Raw genomic sequence first — 15,704 nt, forward strand, 5'->3', positions numbered from 1 at the left:
AGCTCTGAAAGTTGGTTTTACCTTGGTTTCACGGAGGATTAAATATGTTGCTGTTGTGGATACTGGTTCTGGTTGTCGGGATTGCTTATTTAGCCCACCGACGCATCGCTCCACTGCCTGCCTTGGGTATCGTTGCCGTCTACCTGGTGGCGATGGGTGTTTTCAGCCGCGCGCCAGGCTGGCTGTTGCTGATTTTCTGGGTGTTGATCGCGGCCGTGGCCGCGCCCTTGTTGTTGCCCGACTTGCGCCGCAAATACTTGAGCGCGCCGCTGTTCAGCTGGTTCCAGAAAACCCTGCCGCCGATGTCGCAAACCGAACGCGATGCGATCGATGCCGGCACGGTTTGGTGGGATGGAGAACTGTTCAGCGGTCGCCCGGACTGGAACAAATTGCTGGCCTATCCAAAAGCGCAGCTGAGCGAGGAGGAACAGGCCTTTATCGACGGCCCGACTGAAGAACTCTGCGCCATGGTCAGCGACTGGCAGCTCGGTCAAACCATGGACCTGCCTCCCGAAGCCTGGGCCTACATCAAGGAAAACGGCTTCTTTGCCCTGATCATTCCCAAGGAGTTTGGCGGCAAAGGTTTCTCTGCCTATGCCCACTCCCAAGTGGCGATGAAACTGGCAACCCGCAGCGGCGATCTTGCCTCTACCGTGATGGTCCCCAACTCCCTAGGCCCGGCCGAACTGCTGTTGCATTACGGTACCGACGAGCAGCGCAACCACTACCTGCCACGGCTGGCGCGCGGCGATGACATCCCATGCTTCGCACTGACCGGCCCACTGGCCGGTTCTGATGCCGGCTCCATGCCCGACTCCGGGGTGATCTGCAAAGGTGAATGGGAAGGCAAGGAAACCTTGGGCCTGCGCCTGAACTGGGAAAAGCGTTACATCACACTTGGCCCTGTCGCCACCCTGCTTGGCCTCGCGTTCAAGGCCTACGACCCGGATCACCTGCTGGGTGAGGAGGAAGACCTGGGGATCAGTCTGGCATTGATCCCGACCGATACCGCCGGTGTCGAAATCGGCCGCCGTCACTTGCCGTTGGGCGCTTCATTCATGAACGGCCCAAACTCCGGCAAAGATGTGTTCGTACCGCTGGAGTTCCTCATCGGCGGCCAGGAAATGCTTGGCAAAGGCTGGATGATGTTGATGAACTGCCTGTCGGTCGGGCGTTCGATTTCGTTGCCAGCGGTCGGCACCGGCGCCGCCAAGTTCACCAGTCTGGTGACCGGCCAGTACGCTCAGGTCCGTGAACAATTCAATGTCCCACTGTCGGCCTTCGAAGGTATTCAGGAAGCGATGGCGCGCATCGGCGGCAACGCCTGGATGATGGACGCCGCGCGGATGCTCACCGCCAATGCGGTGGATTTGGGCGAGAAGCCATCGGTGCTGTCGGCGATTCTCAAGTACCACCTCACTGAGCGCGGCCGCGAGTGCATCAGCCACGCCATGGATGTTCATGGCGGCAAGGCAATCATCATGGGGCCGAACAACTACCTCGGTCGCAGCTGGAACGGCGCGCCGATTTTCATCACCGTGGAAGGCGCGAACATTCTCTCGCGCAACTTGATGATCTTCGGTCAGGGTGCGATTCGCTGCCATCCATTCGTGCTTAAGGAAATGGCCCTCGCCGGTCGTGAAGACAAGGACCAGGCACTCACCGAGTTTGACGGCCTGCTGCTCAAGCACATCGGTTTCGCCGTGAGTAACGCCGCCAGCACGCTGGTGCTGAACCTTGGTTTCGGTCACTTCGAACGCGCCCCCGGCGACAAGCTCAGTCAGGGTTACTTCCGCGCGCTCAATCGCCAGGCTGCTGCGTTCGCCATGCTCGCCGACTTGAGCATGATGCTGCTGGGCGGCGAATTGAAACGACGCGAACGTCTGTCCGCACGGCTGGGGGATGTGCTCAGCAACATGTACCTCGCCTCCGCCGCACTCAAGCGTTACCACGAACTCGATTCGCCGGAGCACATGGCACCTCTGTTTACCTGGGCCATGGAAGAAAGTCTGGGGCAGTCGGAACGAGCGCTGGATGAACTACTGAGCAACTTCCCGAACAAGGTGTTGGGTTGCCTGTTGCGGGTGATCGTGTTCCCGTTCGGTCGTCGTCACAAAGGTCCATCGGACAAACTCGACGCCGAAGTGGCGGCGGTGATCGGTCGCGCCAAGGGCGATCCAACCCTGGAAGAGTTGCTCGGCGGTTGCTACCGGCCGCAATCCACTGATGACCCGGTCGGCGCCCTGCAACATGCGTGTAACCTGCTGAGTGCCGCGCAACCGCTGCAGAAAAAGCTTCATGTCGCGCTCAAAAGCGGCCAGGTCAAACCGGTCGCCGGGGAACACGCCATCGATGCAGCGCTTGAGGCTGGCGTGTTGCAACCTGTGGAAGCGCAAACCCTGCGTGACGCAGAAGCGGCGCGACGCAAGGTGATTGATGTCGATGATTTCGACAAAAAGGAACTGGTGCTGGGCAAAGGAAAGGTCCGCTGATCCGGCAAGTCATACCGCTCTACCATGCAAAAAAGGCGCGGGCGCTTTATACTCCCGCGCCCGTTTTGCTCTTGAGGACTTATCTCGTGTCCAATGTCGTTGCCGATCATCTTGTCTTGCTCGACCACCTGCGCAGCATCCTGGTCGCCGTAGGTGAGGCCGAACAGGTTCCCGAAGAAAGCCATGCCTTGTTCCTGGAGCGCTTCGACGAACTGCGTGCGTTGCTGCCGGTCGACCCGATCGAAAGCCAATACCTGGGCCAGGACATTCTGTGCCAGGTGATCACCCGCTACCCGCAAATCGCCCACTTGGTTCCGCGCGACCTGCTGTGGTACTTCGCCGGTGACTGCCTGCATTACATGCCCGACGATGAGATCAACCTGTACCAGGCGCTGGAAGAACGTCGTTTCGAAGCTGAACAAAACGACGAACCGTTCGACTGGAACCAGGAAAAACAGCTACTGGCGATGTCGAAAGACGACAGCAAGCACTGATCCTCGCTCAGAAATGCAAAAGGCCCGCATGGTTGAAATGCGGGCCTTTTTTTGATCTTCGCTTCAGAGCAACCCATCACTCTCCGGCAACTCATACTCCGCCGCGAGCTTGCCCGCACTGCTCAACTTGCCCGGCTTGCCCAGCGTTGGTTCCTTTTCCAGGCACTCCACCAGATAGTCGATCAACACCCGTAACTTCGGTGGCAAATAACGGGTTGGTGAGTGCAGCAACCAGGCACCGCCGTGGTATGAAGCCAGAAAGGTCCAGTCCGGCAACACCTGCACGATCAGCCCCTGCTCCAGCGCAAAACGTGCGGTGAAGTACGGCAGACTGCCAATCCCGATGTGCTGCAACACTGCGCCCAACCGCACGCCGGTGTGATTGGCCGCATAACGTCCGCGCACGCCAACGGTTACAGCCTTGGTGCCTTTCTTGAATTTCCAGCGTGCATCGCTCGGCGTTTCGCCCAGATAGATGCAGCTGTGATTGAGCAAGTCATGGGGATGGGTCGGGGTGCCGTGTTCGGCCAGGTATTGCGGCGTTGCACAGAGCAAATGATCAATGGTCAGCAATTGCCGCCCGACCAGTCCAGCCGGTGGCCGATCTGTAATACGAATCGCCAGATCAACGTTATCGTCGATCAAATCCACCTGGCGGTCCTCAAGCAACAGTTCCACATCCACTTTGGGATAGCGACGCAAAAACTCCGGCATATGCGGATGAATCACGAACCGCCCCACTGCCTTCGGCACACTGACGCGTATCAATCCCTGCGCTTCATGGGTGAACTGACCGCTGATTTCCATCACCGACTTGGCTGCGCTGACCATCTCCTGGCAACGCTTGAACACCTCTTCGCCACCGTCGCTCAAACGCAACTTGCGCGTGGTTCGCTGCAGCAATCGGGTGCCGAGCGCCTTCTCCAGACGCGAAATGCTGCGACTGACCGCCGAGGGTGAAGAGCCCAACTGGCGAGCAGCCTCGGAAAAACTGCCGGTCTCGACAACCTTGACGAAAATTGCCATTTCACCGAGCAACGGCAGTGGAAGATTTATGCTCACAGCGCAACAGTCCTTTGATATTTGAACGGATTATCACGCAACTCCACGCTCCATATAATAAAAAATAGAATTATTAATAAGGGCATGGAATATGACGCTTCGCCTCTTTTTCCATAGTGATGACCTCAAGGCCGATGTGGAAGTCCTGGATTGCACGCCCCACGAGAACGAATTTGCCGTGGAGCTGCGCGCCACGTTGTTTCATCCCCAAGGCGGTGGCCAGCCCTTTGACACCGGTTGGATCGGCGAAAGCCGGGTGCTGCGCGTGGTTCAGGATCCGGACCGGATCATTCATTTCGTCGACCATCCGGTAAAACCGGGCATGAATCAGATTCGGGTCGACGAAGAACGTCGCCAGTTCAATTCACGCATGCATTCGGCCGGCCACTTGATCGGCCACTTCGTCCAGGCCATGGGCTGGATGCCGATCAAGGCTCATCACTGGCCGGGCGAAGGACGCGTGCAATTCAAACCGGCAGAGTCGGCAAAAGAGGTTGATGCCGAGATGATTCAGCACGGCATCGAGCAGTGGATCGTCAATGGTCTGCCGCGCCTGACGTCGATGCGTGAAGGCGCCCGGGAAATCGGTTTTGGTGAACTGCCCGCCTACGGCTGCGGCGGCACCCATGTACGCAGCCTGAAGGATTTGGGCGCGGTCACGATCACTTCCCTTTCACTGAAGAAGGGAACGCTGTCGGTCCACTACAGCGTGGATTGAACATTTGGGCGATGCCGTTCCTGTCATCGCCTGACGCTGGGGGAACCTGCGGTCGCGGGTTCTGTTGACTATCAGATAGATGGACCTAAGACATGATGCTTGACGTCGAGCGTCTCGATGAGACGTGCATAAAAAAACTGGCCAACGAAGAAGTCCTCGCCATCCGCGTCAAAGGCTTGCTGCCCAAGCCGCTGGCGATTCAGATTGGCAACAAGATCCTCGCCCCGGGCTTCGAAGGCTATATCAATGCGCCGAGTATCGGTCGCATCGGCATGGCATTTTATGAAGCGGAAAACCAGCCGCTGCTGATCGAAGATTATTTCGAACGCGCCACTCGCAACATTGCTGAATTACGCAACCGGTGTGCGCCCTATTCGTCCCCCGTCGACACCCTGCGCTGCATGCTCGACGAGTCCTGGCCGGCGGGCGCGCACCTGGAAAATCTCTACGGTCGCAAGATGTATGTCGGGCTGTCCCGAGTAGTGAAACCCGGGATCTGTTTTCTGGCTCACCACGACATTTTCGCCAAGGACGCCCCCGACAGTTACCAGGCCAAAAGCCTGGAAGCGCAGTTCGCCTGCAATGTTTACCTGAACATGCCCTCCGAGGGCGGTGCACTGCAGATGTGGGACCACGACATATCCCCGGACCAGTTCGACGAAATGCGTGGCGACAGTTACGGAATCGATCCGACTCTGCTCGGGACGCCGACCCTGGAGATTCCTCCCGAGCCGGGTGATTTCATCATGTTCAATTCGCGCTGTATGCACTCGGTGACACCGGGTGTGGCTGATCCGCGCTTGAGCCTTTCGTTCTTTGTCGGCTATCGCGGCAATGCTTCACCCCTTACGTTCTGGAGTTGAGATGCTTTCCAATTACCTGGGCGAGTTCCTGGCGCTGGCGACTATTCACTTTCTGGCCGTGGTTGCCCCCGGACCGGACTTCGCAGTGACCATCCGTCAGAGTGTGCGCTTTGGTCGACTGGTCGGGATTTGCACGGCGCTGGGCATCGGTGCGGGCATTTCCGTGCATGTGCTTTACACCTTGCTCGGGGTCGGCGCCCTGATGCACACGACACCTTGGCTGCTGACGGTGGCCAAGGTGGTGGGTGGCGCTTACATTTTGTACCTCGGTGTCAGCCTGTTGCGCAGCAAGCCCAAGACCGTACTGGAAGGCGACAAGTCTGACGAACCGGTCGTAGAACAAACTTTGCTGAAGGCATTTACCACCGGTTTCCTGACCAACGCGACCAACCCGAAAGCCACTCTGTTTTTCCTGGCGATCTTCACCACCATCATCAGCGCCACAACGCCACTGAAGATCCAGGCGCTTTACGGAATCTGGATGTGTTTCGTCAATGCGCTGTGGTTTGTGATCGTCGCGCTGTTCTTTTCCAGTGCTCGGGTACGGCTGCTGTTTATACGCATGGGGCACTGGTTCGAACGCACCATGGGGGTGATTCTGATCCTGTTCGCCGGGCGCCTGATTCTGTCGATGTAAAACCTGCCCCCATGAAAAAGGCCCGCTCAGTCAACTGGCGGGCGTTTTTCGTTTCTGTGGCGCTTTTGCATTTCTGTGCGACAGATCTCACTTCAGGGACTCCCATACTGCTCACTTGCGGTGTTAGTTTGGGAACGTCTTCTCGTCTCATCGATCAAAAACCTCTCATAAACGCCTGCAAAGGAATGCCCCCCCAGCAATGAATTTCTCACTTAAGCACCTGGCCGCGTCGACCCTGATACTGGCCAGCCTTTCGTCGTTCACCCTGACAGCGCATGCAAACATCACCCCGCAACAGAGCGCGGCCATCCTCAAGACCTTCAGCGACGCTTCGGTAACGGATTTCAGGCAGTTCCTGGGTGGACTGGCCAAAAGCGATCTTGGCAAAACCGACGACCTCGGCCCGGCCATTGGTGCCTTTCTCGACAACAAGACCCTTTCCTCAGAACAGCAGAACGAGATCCATCGCCTGCTCGGCCTCTATGCACGGGTGAAATACGGCAATGCTGCCACCGAGACCCTGCGCGAGCTGGTGGCAATCCCGACCTTCCGTGTGGATGGCGTTGCCCAGCACGACAATCCTGAATTCATCAAGATCGCCGACAAAATCAAGAACCTTGCCCAGGCCTTCAACCTGAACTTTCGAAACATCGACAATCGCGTCTATGAGATATCCCTGGAGGGCAGCGGCGATGAAGTCGTGGGCATTCACGCGCATGCCGATGTGGTGCCCGTAACGCCGGAGAACTGGGTCCTCAAAGACGGCACCCGACTTGATCCGTTCAAGGTCACTCTGATCGGCGACCGCATGTATGGCCGGGGCACCGAGGATGACAAGAATGGCATCGTGGTGTCGCTCTATGCCATGAAGGTCATCAAAGAAGAGAAATTGCCACTGGCCAGGAATTTCAAACTGCTGGTCGACACCACCGAAGAAACCACCGGCGACGCGATCCCCTATTACTTCGAAAACAACCCGACTCCCCACTACAACCTGGCGCTGGATGGTGGCTACCCGGTAGTGATTGCCGAGAAAGGCTACGGCACTGTCATGGCGAGCTTCGCCAAGCGCAAGGCAGAGGGCAAGGGCGCTGAAATCATATCAATGACGGGCGGCATGGCCACCAACCAGATTCCATCAACATCGGTCGCCACCCTTTTGAGCGAGAAGCCTGCTGATTTGGCCGCCAGCCTGCAGAAGGCAGGGAGCGATTATTCCAAGCGCAATGGCGGCAACTTCGAGGTAACCGCCAAGGTCGTCGGCAAGGACGTCAAGTTGACGGTCACCGGCGTTTCGGCCCACTCCTCCGAGCCCGAGTCAGGCGTCAACCCAGTGGCCAGGATGCTGGGCTTTATCAACAGCCTTGACGGAAAAGTTGCGCTCAAGCACAACCACATTACCGATGCTGCTCGCTACGCTGCCGACAACTGGGGACTGGACTACCTGGGCGGCAAATTGGCGGTCGGCTTTTCCGATACCTTCATGGGGCCGCTGACCACTTCCCTGACCTATGTCGGGATGGATGAGAAAACCTTCAAGCTCGCGGTCAACCTGCGGGTGCCGAAGGGCAAGTCCCCCGAAGTGCTGAAGGCCGAAATCGCCGAAAAGCTTGGCGCCTGGAGCAAGAAGACCCACGTTGCGGTGGCCTTCGACTACTCGATCGCCGAGCCGATGTACCGCAACCCTGAGGGTGAATGGGTCAAGGCCCTGCTGGCCGTGGCCAGCGAAAACCTTGGCATGGAGCACGCGTTCGGTACTTCCGCGGGCGCCACCTCGGTCCATGAACTGCCCAATGGTGTGCAGTTCGGCCTGGCCAGGCCCGAGGAAAAGTACACCGGCCACACTGACAACGAGTTCAAGACCGTCGACCAGTTCCTGCTGGATCTGCAGATCGTGACCGAAATGATGGGCCGTATTGGGCAGTTGCCGAAGCTCTGACCCCCATTCGGACCCGCTATTTTGGCGGGTCCGACTCTTTGATCGTCTCGAATGCAACACAAACAAAAACGCCGCTCATTGCTGAGCGGCGTTTTCGTTAAATATGGAGCGGGAAACGAGACTCGAACTCGCGACCCCGACCTTGGCAAGGTCGTGCTCTACCAACTGAGCTATTCCCGCAAATGGCGTCCCCTAGGGGACTCGAACCCCTGTTACCGCCGTGAAAGGGCGGTGTCCTAGGCCACTAGACGAAGGGGACACGCTAACTGAAACACATGGTGTGTATTTCAGTGCCCAAATCCGCATCCGAAGATACCGGTTCTGGTTTCACTCAGCCCTGCCCGAAAGCAACGCTGTTTAAAATTGGAGCGGGAAACGAGACTCGAACTCGCGACCCCGACCTTGGCAAGGTCGTGCTCTACCAACTGAGCTATTCCCGCATTGGCGTCCCCTAGGGGACTCGAACCCCTGTTACCGCCGTGAAAGGGCGGTGTCCTAGGCCACTAGACGAAGGGGACACACGTACAACATTCACTGCCTACCGCGTTTCGCTGTGTGCTTTACGCTGTAAGTGGCGCGCATTCTATGGATGGATTGAAGGGGCGTCAACCCCCTGATATAAATTTATTTAAATCAATGACTTCGCCCTGCTTTGAGACACTAATCCAGCTTTTCCGTCGCCCGGGGTTTGACGCCTATATTCTGACACCCGCCAAGACGTTATAGTCCACCCACGCCAAGGATGATGGCAATGTGCACCTCGCACACTATTACTTATATAAGCAGGAACGCGGCCGATACAGGCAGTGCAGTAGCCGATTCAACTCGCCGAGCGGCGCTATGCGTCCCAATGCCAAGCCACTACACTCGCACGCGAACCCCATAAAGAGGTCTTACCGGTGACACCACTCATGATCACCCTGCTAGTCGTAGCCGGGATCGCACTATTGATCGCCATTGGCTACATGAACCATGTGGTGGAAAACAATAAGCTGGAAAAGGCCCGCACCAACGTTGAGCTCAACGATCGTCTGCGTCGTTGCGGCGAAATCACCGAGACCTTTCCCGGCCAATTGATGACACCGGCACTCAAGCTGCTGTTGGCCCGTCTGGAATTGAACGTGTGCCAACGCCTGCTCAATCTGGAAAAAACCAGCGCCAACCTCAAGGCACGGATTGGCGAGCTGAACGCCCTGGTTGGTCAGGGCGAATCGATCCCGGTCAACAACCCCCCTGCACCGATCCAGACCGAAGCCAAAGCCAAAGACGTACGCTTCTTGCTCGAAGCCCTGCACGGCCAAATCACTCGCGCCGCACAAGACGGCTTCCTGCCAACCAACGAAGCCAAACGCTGGATCCGCGAAGTTCGCCACATCCTGGTCCTGCTGCACATCGAGTTCTTCAACAACCTTGGCCAGCACGCTCTGCAACAGAACCAGCCCGGCCAGGCTCGCCTGGCATTCGAACGCGGCGTGCAATACCTGCGCAAACAACAGGAACCTCAGCTCTACGCCGAACAGCTGGAATACCTGGAAAAACTCCTGGCCCGCGCCAACGCACAAGTCATGGACAACATCACCCCGGCTGATGGCGAAATTAACCAGCTAACCGAAGGCCTCAAAGACGTCGAGGCCGATGCGGACTGGAAGAAAAAAGTGATCTACGACTGATCAAAGAAAACAGAAAAAAGAGCCACCTGAACAGGTGGCTCTTTTTTGCGTCGAGTTTGGCGTGTACACCCAGGAAAGACAGGCCGGCCGGAAGGTCGCCTCCCGTAAGGGCGAAACCCTAAGTGGCCGTTACCGCAGCAACGGATAGGTAGCCAATCAAAAATCAGAGCCGAAAGTGTCCTACCATCCCCTTCAACTCGCCCCCCAGCTGCGCCAACTCAATACTGGAAGCCGCATTCCCCTGCATCGCCAACGAAGACTGATCCGCGCTGGCCCGAATACTCGTGACACTGCGGTTAATCTCCTCGGCCACTGAACTCTGCTCCTCGGCAGCCGCTGCAATCTGCTGGTTCATCTGCTGAATCAAAGACACTGCCGCTGCAATACTCCCCAGCGCACTCTCCGTCTGCAACGCATCACTCACCGCCAGCTTCACCAGCTCGCCACTGTTCTGAATCTGCTGAACAGAAGACTGAGCCGCCGAGCGCAAGGCGCTCACCAGTCGTTCAATCTCCTCGGTCGATTGTTGAGTTCGCTTGGCCAGGGCCCGCACTTCATCGGCCACCACCGCAAAGCCCCGCCCCTGCTCGCCAGCTCTAGCCGCCTCGATCGCGGCATTGAGGGCCAATAGATTGGTCTGCTCGGCCACACTCTTGATGACGCTCAGCACGGTGCCAATGTTCTGGATTTCCGCACTCAGACTTTCGATGCTCGAACTGGCCGAGGTGGCGGAATCTGCCAACTGCTCGATCCGTGCCATGCTCTGACGCACCACCTGCTGGCCAGTTTCAACCTTGCCGTCCGCTGTCTGCGCCGCCTGAGCCGCCTCCTCCGCATTGCGCGCAACGTCGTGCACGGTGGCGGTCATCTGATTCATCGCGGTAGCGACCTGTTCGGTTTCTTCCTTCTGGCTGCTGACTTCAAGATTGGTCTGCTCGGTCACCGCCGACAGTGACTGCGCTGAACTGGCCAACTGTTCGATACCCGCCTGCAAACCGCTGACAATGCTGCTAAGTCCCGCGCCCATCTGCTGCATGGCCTGCATCAGTTGCCCGATCTCATCACGACGGGTCACGTCAACCGTCGCACTCAAATCGCCAGAGGCAATCTGTTGAGCAACACGGATCACACTGCGCAACGGTGCCACAATCAACCGGGTAATCACCCAGGCCGCAATCAGCCCGACCAGCAGCGCCAGCGCCGAGGAACCGATGATCAGCAGTGAGTTCTTTTTCAGCTCCGCCTGCATCGACTGGTCTTCAGCGACATAGGCCTGATCCACCCGCGCCACCACCTGAGCGGCGCGCTGATGGAGTTGCTCATAAACGGTTTTTTCCTGCGCCAGCAGGTCGGTGTATTCAGCGAGTTTTTCGCTGAATCCGCCAATGTGTCCGACCACTTCGTTGAGGACTGTCTGGTAACCCTCATCCTTGACCGTGGTTTTCAGCTGCCCGGCCTGGGTCAGTGCCTGGTCGGCCTGCTCGATCTTGCCCTGCCCTGCGCTGTCGTCGCCCTTGCGGCTCAGGTCCAGGCGCACACGCGCCTCGCTCATGGCTTGCAACATCAACCGCGACACCTGGCTGACCTGATTGGCCTGTTCGATAAACTGCCCACCGTCCTTGCCTTCGGACTCCTTCAAGGTATATGCCCCGTCATCGGCCAGCCCGGCCTGCAACACGTCGAGGTTGTTGGCCACGCTGGACACCGACCAACTGGCCATCTCCAGCGCCAGGTCCTTGGCCTGGCTGAGCGAGACGAACTCGTCGAAGGCCTTGCGGTAAGCCCCTAGGGACTGCTCGACGTCATTCATCACCGGCACGTTAGCCGCAGACGCCGCTTTCAGTTGGGTCGCCAGAGCGATCAGGCCGTCAACGCCCTCGCGCAGCGCATCAGCGGTTTTCGGGTTGCCCTGCAAGGCGTATTCCTGCTCGAGCAGTCTCACCTTGAGCAAACCGCTGTTGAGCGACGACATCTGCTTGAGCCCGTCGAAGCGCTGGCTGATGGTTTGCAGAGACCATACGCCGATGGCCGCTACCAAGGCTGTCAACAGCAGCACCAGTACAAACCCGACACCCAGTTTTTTCGCCATACCGAGGTTGGCAAAACGTCCTTGCACGGCCGAAATCATTGCACTTAGTCCCCTGACATAGTCTGTTGACGCAGATTCGCAATGGGCCTGTATCAACACAAGTCTCTGGCGTCGGAATAATGGCAAAAAGCTACGCTCACGTCGCTTTCAGAACGTTTGAGGTCGATCCAGAGCGGTGGCTTGAAAAAACGCCCGGGCTCGCGGATCACAGGCATAGGCCACATTGATACGCTGCCAGTCACTGACCTCTGCGGTGGGACTGAATGCCGTCGCAGAAGACAACAGCACACCAAAGTGCTGTGCCAGTGTCCGCACCTGAGCGTAGTCGGACACCTGCGATCGCGCCCAGATAAACAGTCCCCCGACCGGTTTGCCGAAGACCTCCCACTCGGCGTCTTCAAGCACTTGCAACGCAGCGTCCCTGTCATTGCTCAAACGCTGGCGCTGGCGCTGAACCAGTTTGCGGTAGGCACCGCTGGCTAAAAGGCTTGCCAGCACCGACTCGCAAAAAGGTGAAGCGCCCATACTGCTGATCATCTTGACTTCGGCCAGCCGCGAAATAACCCCGGCGCCGGCCACTACAAAACCGACCCGCAACGAACTGCTGAGGGTTTTGGAGTAGCTGCCGACGTAGATCACGTTGTCATCGATACCCAACGCAGCGAGGCGCGCACCGGGTCCACTGTGAAAGTCCGCATAGACATCGTCTTCGATTACCAGAAGGCCATAGGTATTGGCCAGTTGCACAACCCGCTGCGCAACCGCCGGCGCCAGGCTGCTCCCAGTGGGATTGTGATGGAAGCTATTGATAAAGATCCCGCAGGGCCTGTGTTTAACCAGAAGTGCCTCAAGCACTTCAATGTCCGGTCCGTGCGGGGTTCGCGGCACCTCGATCATGTTGATACCGTGCAGCCTGAACAAATCGAACAGCAAGGAATAACCGGGACTCTCCACCACCACACAATCGCCCGGTTTGAACAAGGTCCGCACGATCAGGTCCAGCCCCTGACTGGCCCCCGCCGTTGTCAGAATCTGGCTTTCCTCGACCACGATATCCAGATGTTTCAGGCGTTTGTGGATCTGCTGGCGCAAGGCTGGCAGGCCCAGCGGCGTGCTGTAGTTGAACAGCCCGGTCATGTCGGTACGACTGACGTGACGGATCGCGTAGCTCAGGTCGTCAGTTTCGCGCCAGCTCTCGGGTAGTCCGCCACACCCCAGTTTGAGTTCGCCCGAAGTGCCGCCCTGCTGCATTGCTGCCCCCTCAAACCAAGGGCAATCCTGTTGCCCCTGAGCGACCAGCGCTGGCATGGCGACCATGAAACCGGCGCCATGACGCGACGCCAGCACCCCTTGAGCCACCAGACGCTCACAGGCCTCAACGACGCTGGACTGACTGAGCAAATTGATCCGGGCGATTTGCCGCACAGAAGGCAAACGCGTCCCCGGCGGCACCTCGCCACGGCAAAGCCAGCAGGCTAGCGCGTCGACGATTTGCTGTACGACCGGCACCAATGCCTGTCGATCGATTCTCAACTCCATGAGCAAGCAAACTCCTGTCCGTTTTGCGGAAAACAGTTAATCACAGGAGCGCTCGATCAGCTGTGCGAAAACGCCGATAAAACCACCGTTTCTAACCATTTGAAACACATTGTCTGGCGCCTCTAAGGAACCGAAAAAACCCGCACAAATGCGGGTTTTTTCCTACGTTGCAGTGCCTGGCTTCAGAACGCCGTAACGCCACCGTCCACCGCCAGTGAATGCCCCGTGGTGAACGCTGCGCCGTCGCAGCACAGGTACAACACCGCACTGGCAATTTCCTCGACCTTGCCGATGCGCCCGACGGGGTGCATGGCATTGGCGAACTCGCCTTTCTTCGGGTCGGCATCATAGGCACGGCGGAACATGTCGGTGTCGATCACTGCCGGACACACCGCGTTCACCCGAATCTTTTTCTTGGCGTATTCGATGGCCGCCGATTTGGTCAAGCCGATCACCGCATGTTTCGACGCCGCGTAAATGCTCATCTTCGGCGCGGCCCCGAGGCCGGCGACCGAAGCGGTGTTAACGATTGCACCGCCACCCTGGACCAACAGCAATGGCAACTGGTACTTCATGCACAACCAGACGCCTTTGACGTTGACACCCATGATCGCGTCGAACTCATCGACCGTGCCTTCGGCCAACTTGCCTCTCTCGATCTCGATACCCGCGTTGTTGAAGGCATAGTCGAGACGGCCGTAGGCATTGACCACCTCGTCCATCAGATTTTTTACATCGCTTTCCAGCGTGACGTTGCAGCGCACGAAGGTGGCGTCACCGCCAGCGGTACGAATCAGCGCCACTGTGTCCTCGCCACCGGCCACGTCCAGGTCGGCCACTACCACTTTCAAGCCTTCAGCGGCAAATGCCTGGGCGGTCGCGCGACCAATGCCATTAGCGGCGCCCGTGACAACGGCGACCTGGCCAGAAAACGTCATGCTCATTGTTATGCCTCGAAGAAAAGATGCGGGGATCGCGTGTTCGCAATCTAGCCACAAGGGTCTGCGGCGCGGCAGCACTATCAGAAGGCCAGTTGGGTGCCCATGAGTGACAGTGATAAAACCGCCGGTTCGACTATCACTGCACTGGATCGATATGCATTCGCCGCATCAGCCACACTTGCGGCATCGTTCATGAAGGTCTATCAACAAGTCTTCATTCATCTTGAGTGCCTGTCATGACTACCCAGACCAATCGCCAGTTCCTGCTCGCCAAACGTCCTGTGGGCGCGGCGACCCGCGAGACCTTCACCTATCAAGAAGTACCGGTTGGCGAACCGGCTGCGGGTCAGATCCTGGTCAAAAACGAATACCTGTCCCTGGACCCGGCCATGCGTGGCTGGATGAACGAGGGCAAGTCCTACATCCCACCGGTCGGTATCGGCGAAGTGATGCGCGCATTGGGCGTAGGCAAAGTCGTTGCCTCGAATAATCCGGGCTTCGCGGTCGGGGACTACGTCAACGGCGCCTTGGGTGTGCAGGATTACTTCCTCGGCGAGCCACGAGGTTTCTACAAGGTCGATCCGAAACTGGCCCCGCTACCGCGATATCTGTCGGCGCTGGGCATGACCGGGATGACCGCTTATTTCGCCCTGCTCGATGTCGGCGCGCCAAAGGCTGGTGACACCGTGGTGCTGTCAGGCGCGGCCGGTGCGGTCGGCAGCATTGCCGGGCAGATCGCCAAGATCAAAGGTTGCCGGGTAGTCGGCATTGCCGGGGGCGCAGACAAGTGCCAGTTCCTGATCGACGAACTGGGTTTTGACGGTGCCATCGATTACAAAAACGAAGACGTCCACGCCGGCCTCAAGCGCGAATGTCCGAAAGGTGTCGATGTGTATTTCGATAACGTCGGCGGCGATATCCTCGACGCGGTGCTCAGCCGTCTGAACATGAAGGCGCGGGTGGTGATCTGTGGCGCCATCAGCCAGTACAACAACAAGGAAGCGGTCAAAGGCCCGGCCAACTACCTGGCGCTGCTGGTCAACCGCGCACGGATGGAAGGTTTTGTGGTGATGGATTATGCCGCTCAATTCGCCGCCGCCGGACAGGAAATGGCCGTCTGGATGGCCAAGGGGCAACTCAAAAGCAAGGAAGATATTGTTGAAGGCCTGGAGACGTTCCCGGAGACGCTGATGAAGTTGTTCAGCGGCGAGAATTTCGGGAAGTTGGTGCTGAAGGTTTAACCCGATATTTCAATGCACC

At 58.0% G+C, this 15,704-nt stretch carries 12 protein-coding genes, 4 tRNA genes and 1 pseudogene; 8 read left to right on the top strand and 9 right to left on the bottom strand.

The window, feature by feature from the left end; all coding sequences use genetic code 11:
* Positions 1–44: 44 nt before the first annotated feature.
* Together ACXPVS_RS18030 and ACXPVS_RS18035 are read left to right on the top strand one after the other, a co-directional pair.
* The gene (locus tag ACXPVS_RS18030; protein WP_458511136.1) at positions 45–2,492 is read left to right on the top strand and encodes an acyl-CoA dehydrogenase; all 2,448 of its coding nucleotides are present in this window, start codon (positions 45–47) and stop codon (positions 2,490–2,492) included.
* Positions 2,493–2,578: 86 nt separating this feature from the next.
* Complete coding sequence (locus ACXPVS_RS18035; RefSeq protein ID WP_458511137.1) at positions 2,579–2,986, top strand: PA2817 family protein; 408 nt, start codon at positions 2,579–2,581, stop codon at positions 2,984–2,986.
* A 63-nt stretch (positions 2,987–3,049) separates the two neighbouring features.
* Here the strand turns inward: ACXPVS_RS18035 and ACXPVS_RS18040 are convergent, their stop codons facing one another.
* Positions 3,050–4,048: a LysR substrate-binding domain-containing protein gene (locus ACXPVS_RS18040; RefSeq protein ID WP_458511138.1), complete on the bottom strand. Its 999-nt coding sequence runs from the start codon at positions 4,046–4,048 to the stop codon at positions 3,050–3,052.
* 91 nt (positions 4,049–4,139) lie between these two features.
* Between ACXPVS_RS18040 and ACXPVS_RS18045 the strand changes: the two genes are divergently transcribed.
* The 4 genes from ACXPVS_RS18045 to ACXPVS_RS18060 all read left to right on the top strand — a co-directional run bounded on the left by ACXPVS_RS18045 (position 4,140) and on the right by ACXPVS_RS18060 (position 8,205).
* The gene (locus ACXPVS_RS18045; protein ID WP_458511139.1) at positions 4,140–4,766 is read left to right on the top strand and encodes an alanyl-tRNA editing protein; all 627 of its coding nucleotides are present in this window, start codon (positions 4,140–4,142) and stop codon (positions 4,764–4,766) included.
* Positions 4,767–4,858: 92 nt separating this feature from the next.
* Positions 4,859–5,629, top strand: coding sequence for a 2OG-Fe(II) oxygenase (locus ACXPVS_RS18050; RefSeq protein WP_458511140.1), 771 nt, complete (start codon positions 4,859–4,861; stop codon positions 5,627–5,629).
* Position 5,630: 1 nt separating this feature from the next.
* Positions 5,631–6,266 carry a LysE family translocator gene (locus tag ACXPVS_RS18055; protein ID WP_458511141.1) on the top strand — a complete coding sequence of 212 codons (636 nt, stop codon included), beginning with the start codon at positions 5,631–5,633 and terminating at the stop codon, positions 6,264–6,266.
* Positions 6,267–6,465: 199 nt separating this feature from the next.
* Positions 6,466–8,205 carry a dipeptidase gene (locus ACXPVS_RS18060; protein ID WP_458511142.1) on the top strand — a complete coding sequence of 580 codons (1,740 nt, stop codon included), beginning with the start codon at positions 6,466–6,468 and terminating at the stop codon, positions 8,203–8,205.
* 104 nt (positions 8,206–8,309) lie between these two features.
* Here the strand turns inward: ACXPVS_RS18060 and ACXPVS_RS18065 are convergent.
* The 4 genes from ACXPVS_RS18065 to ACXPVS_RS18080 all read right to left on the bottom strand — a co-directional run bounded on the left by ACXPVS_RS18065 (position 8,310) and on the right by ACXPVS_RS18080 (position 8,723).
* A tRNA-Gly gene (locus tag ACXPVS_RS18065) sits at positions 8,310–8,385 on the bottom strand.
* 3 nt (positions 8,386–8,388) lie between these two features.
* Positions 8,389–8,464: transfer RNA gene (locus ACXPVS_RS18070), tRNA-Glu, on the bottom strand.
* A 105-nt stretch (positions 8,465–8,569) separates the two neighbouring features.
* Positions 8,570–8,645, bottom strand: a tRNA-Gly gene (locus ACXPVS_RS18075).
* A 2-nt stretch (positions 8,646–8,647) separates the two neighbouring features.
* Positions 8,648–8,723: transfer RNA gene (locus ACXPVS_RS18080), tRNA-Glu, on the bottom strand.
* Between the two features lie 393 nt (positions 8,724–9,116).
* Between ACXPVS_RS18080 and ACXPVS_RS18085 the strand changes: the two genes are divergently transcribed.
* A complete protein-coding gene (locus tag ACXPVS_RS18085) occupies positions 9,117–9,875 on the top strand; it encodes a hypothetical protein (protein ID WP_458511143.1) in 759 nt (252 codons plus the stop codon).
* Between the two features lie 163 nt (positions 9,876–10,038).
* Here ACXPVS_RS18085 and ACXPVS_RS18090 read toward each other — a convergent pair whose 3' ends face one another.
* The 4 genes and pseudogenes from ACXPVS_RS18090 to ACXPVS_RS18105 all read right to left on the bottom strand — a co-directional run bounded on the left by ACXPVS_RS18090 (position 10,039) and on the right by ACXPVS_RS18105 (position 14,447).
* A complete protein-coding gene (locus ACXPVS_RS18090) occupies positions 10,039–10,920 on the bottom strand; it encodes a methyl-accepting chemotaxis protein (RefSeq protein ID WP_458511207.1) in 882 nt (293 codons plus the stop codon).
* A pseudogene (locus ACXPVS_RS18095) lies at positions 10,900–12,003 on the bottom strand (HAMP domain-containing protein); the annotation flags it as partial. The pseudogene ACXPVS_RS18095 and the gene ACXPVS_RS18090, both read right to left, overlap by 21 nt.
* Before the next feature lie 108 nt (positions 12,004–12,111).
* Entirely contained in the window at positions 12,112–13,503 is a 1,392-nt protein-coding gene (locus ACXPVS_RS18100) for an aminotransferase-like domain-containing protein (RefSeq protein ID WP_458511144.1), read from the bottom strand.
* A 182-nt stretch (positions 13,504–13,685) separates the two neighbouring features.
* Entirely contained in the window at positions 13,686–14,447 is a 762-nt protein-coding gene (locus ACXPVS_RS18105; RefSeq protein WP_458511145.1) for an SDR family oxidoreductase, read from the bottom strand.
* A 233-nt stretch (positions 14,448–14,680) separates the two neighbouring features.
* On the opposite strand from ACXPVS_RS18105, the gene ACXPVS_RS18110 reads away from it, so the two are divergent.
* A complete protein-coding gene (locus tag ACXPVS_RS18110; RefSeq protein WP_458511146.1) occupies positions 14,681–15,685 on the top strand; it encodes an NADP-dependent oxidoreductase in 1,005 nt (334 codons plus the stop codon).
* Positions 15,686–15,704 lie beyond the last annotated feature (19 nt).

This window comes from Pseudomonas sp. Ma2-10 (assembly GCF_054330215.1).